This window comes from bacterium, assembly GCA_021372515.1.
In the GTDB taxonomy this organism is placed as follows: Bacteria; Gemmatimonadota; Glassbacteria; order GWA2-58-10; family GWA2-58-10; genus JAJFUG01.
In genome coordinates this window covers 1-2,560 of the sequence record JAJFUG010000105.1, presented here as the reverse complement: position 1 = coordinate 2,560, position 2,560 = coordinate 1, and the positions used below count along the sequence as shown (strand labels likewise).

Here is a 2,560-nt window from a genome sequence, read left to right as displayed (position 1 = left end):
AGGCCCGCGCGGCCCCCTGCACGGCATTCCGGTCCTGGTCAAGGACAACATCGCCAGCGCCGACTCGATGCAAACCACGGCCGGTTCGCTGGCCCTGGCGGGGAGCCGCCCGCCCGCCGACTCGCAGGTGGTGCGCCTGTTGCGTCAGGCCGGAGCGGTGATCCTGGGCAAGACCAACCTGAGCGAGTGGGCCAATTTCCGCTCCAATGCCTCGACCAGCGGCTGGAGCGGACGGGGCGGGCTGACCCGCAACCCCTACGCCCTGGACCGCAACCCCTCCGGCTCCAGCTCCGGCTCGGCCGTGGCGGTGAGCGCCAACCTCTGCGCCGTGGCGCTGGGCACCGAAACGGATGGCTCCATTGTCGGCCCCTCCGCTGTCTGCGGGATTGTGGGCCTCAAACCCACGGTGGGACTGGTCGGCCGCAGCGGGATTATCCCGATCTCGGCCAGCCAGGACACCGCCGGGCCGATGACCCGCACGGTGGCCGACACCGCGCTGCTGCTGGGCGTCCTGGCCGGTGTGGACCCGGATGACCCGCGTACCGCAGAATCCCGGGGCCACGTTCAGACAGATTATACACAGTTTCTGGACCCGGCGGGCCTCAAGGGAGCGCGGATCGGGGTGCTGCGTAACTATTGCGGCTATCACCCCGGGGTGGACCGCGGCCTGGAGGAACTGCTGCTCCTGATGAAAGAGCAGGGGGCCGAACTGGTGGACCCGCTCAAAATCCCGACCGAGGGCCAGTTCCGCGGGTCGGAGTACAAGGTGCTCACCTGGGAGTTCAAGGACGGCCTCAACCGCTATCTGCAATGGGTTCAGGGGGCGCAGATTCACTCTCTGGAGGACTTGATCGCGTTCAACGAGGCCAACAGCGCGCGGGAGCTGCCCTATTTCGGCCAGGAAATCCTGGTAGAGTCGGAAACGCGGGGTCCCCTCACGGACAAGGAATACCTTGAGGCCCGCGACCTCTGCCGCAGTCTGGCCGGGCCCAAGGGGATCGACAAGCTTATGGACGACAACCATCTGGATGCCCTGTTCGCACCCTCGGGCGGGCCGGCGCATGTGAGCGACCTGGTCTGCGGCGATCACGGCCTCGGCGGGAGCTCGAGCGTTCCGGCCATGGCCGGCTATCCGAATCTCAACGTACCGGGCGGCGAGGTGTTCGGCCTGCCGTTCGGAGTGTCTTTCTTCGGGCGGGCCTGGAGCGAACCGGTGCTACTCCGGATCGGTTACGCTTTCGAGCAGGCGGCCAAGCTGCGCCGGGCGCCGCGCTTTCTTCCAACCGCCGACCTGAGCGTCTGAGGCGGGCGGCTCCACAGGCCGCAACGACATCAATCATTCCCGGGAGGGAGAAGATGCAGCGGGTAATGAAGAAAAAGCGTTCCATGTCGGCCGGGAAAGGATTCCTGATACTGGCCGCGGCACTATTATGCATGGCCTCGCCTGCCAGGGCCGGGGGAACCCTCGACTCGGGCCTCGACACAGTCGGAATGAACATTTTCCTGGAAAGCCAGGCCGCGTCGGTTCGCGAGGAGGCCCACGCCCGGATCGCCACCCGGGAAAAGCTGGAGACCCAGCGGGCCGAGTTGCACCGGGAGTTCATGTTCATGCTGGGACTCGATCCTGTCCCGCCTCGCACACCGCTTGAGGTGAATGTTGTAAGGACTGTCGATTGTGATAATTACACGATAGAGGTGCTGTACTACCAGAGCCTGCCCGGGTTCTACGTGACCGCCGACCTGTACCGCCCGAAGAAAGGCAAGGCCCCGTTCCCGGCCACGGTCTGGGGGCCCGGCCACGGCGGCGGGATCTACGGCACCAAGACCGGCCGTCAGCAGGCCGCCTCCGAGTGGGCTGCCAACGGCTATATCTGCCTGGTGATCGACCCGGTCCAGGCGGCCGAGGTCTACGGCCTGCACCACGGACTGAGTTGCTACGACCTGCGTGACTGGTACTCGCGCGGCTACACGCCCATGGCAATCGAGGTCTGGAACACCATGCGCGCGGTGGACTACCTTCTGAGCCGCAAGGATGTCGACGACAAGAAAATCAGCCTGACCGGGGTCTCGGGCGGCGGACATCTTAGCTGGATGGCCGGGGCGGCGGAGGAGCGTTTCGCCGTGGTGCAGCCCGCGGCCGGCACGGCGGATGTCTATACCCATATCAGCCACGACCTGCAGAACATGCACTGCGACTGCGCCTATTTCCCCAACATCTACCGGTTCGACTGGCCAACACTGGCCGGGCTGATCGCCCCGCGGCCGCTGCTGCTGCACACCTCGGTGGATGACGCCTACTATCCGCCGGTGGGCTACAAGGCGGTGCTGGAGCGGGCGCAGGAGATTTTCGGCTGGTACGGCAAGCCCGGCAGCGTGGGGATGTGCGAGGCGCCGGGACCGCACGGGTACTACCCTGAGCAGCGGGAAAAGGCGGTGGAGTTCAGCGACCGGATGCTGTTCGGCCGCAACCGGAAAATCACCAGCCGTCCGGCCAAGCTCGTGCCGGATGAAGAGCTGGCCGCCCTGGGTGGAATCTACGGCAAGCATCCCGAGAATATCA

The 2,560-nt window shown here is 65.9% G+C and carries 2 protein-coding genes; both read left to right on the top strand.

The genetic code is table 11. From position 1 onward, the window contains the following. Positions 1-1,303 (top strand): amidase (locus LLH00_10500; GenBank protein MCE5271699.1); only part of this gene is annotated, 1,303 nt, incomplete at its 5' end. 53 nt (positions 1,304-1,356) lie between these two features. Beyond that, positions 1,357-2,560: S9 family peptidase (locus LLH00_10495; protein MCE5271698.1), on the top strand; the 1,204-nt coding region annotated here is incomplete at its 3' end.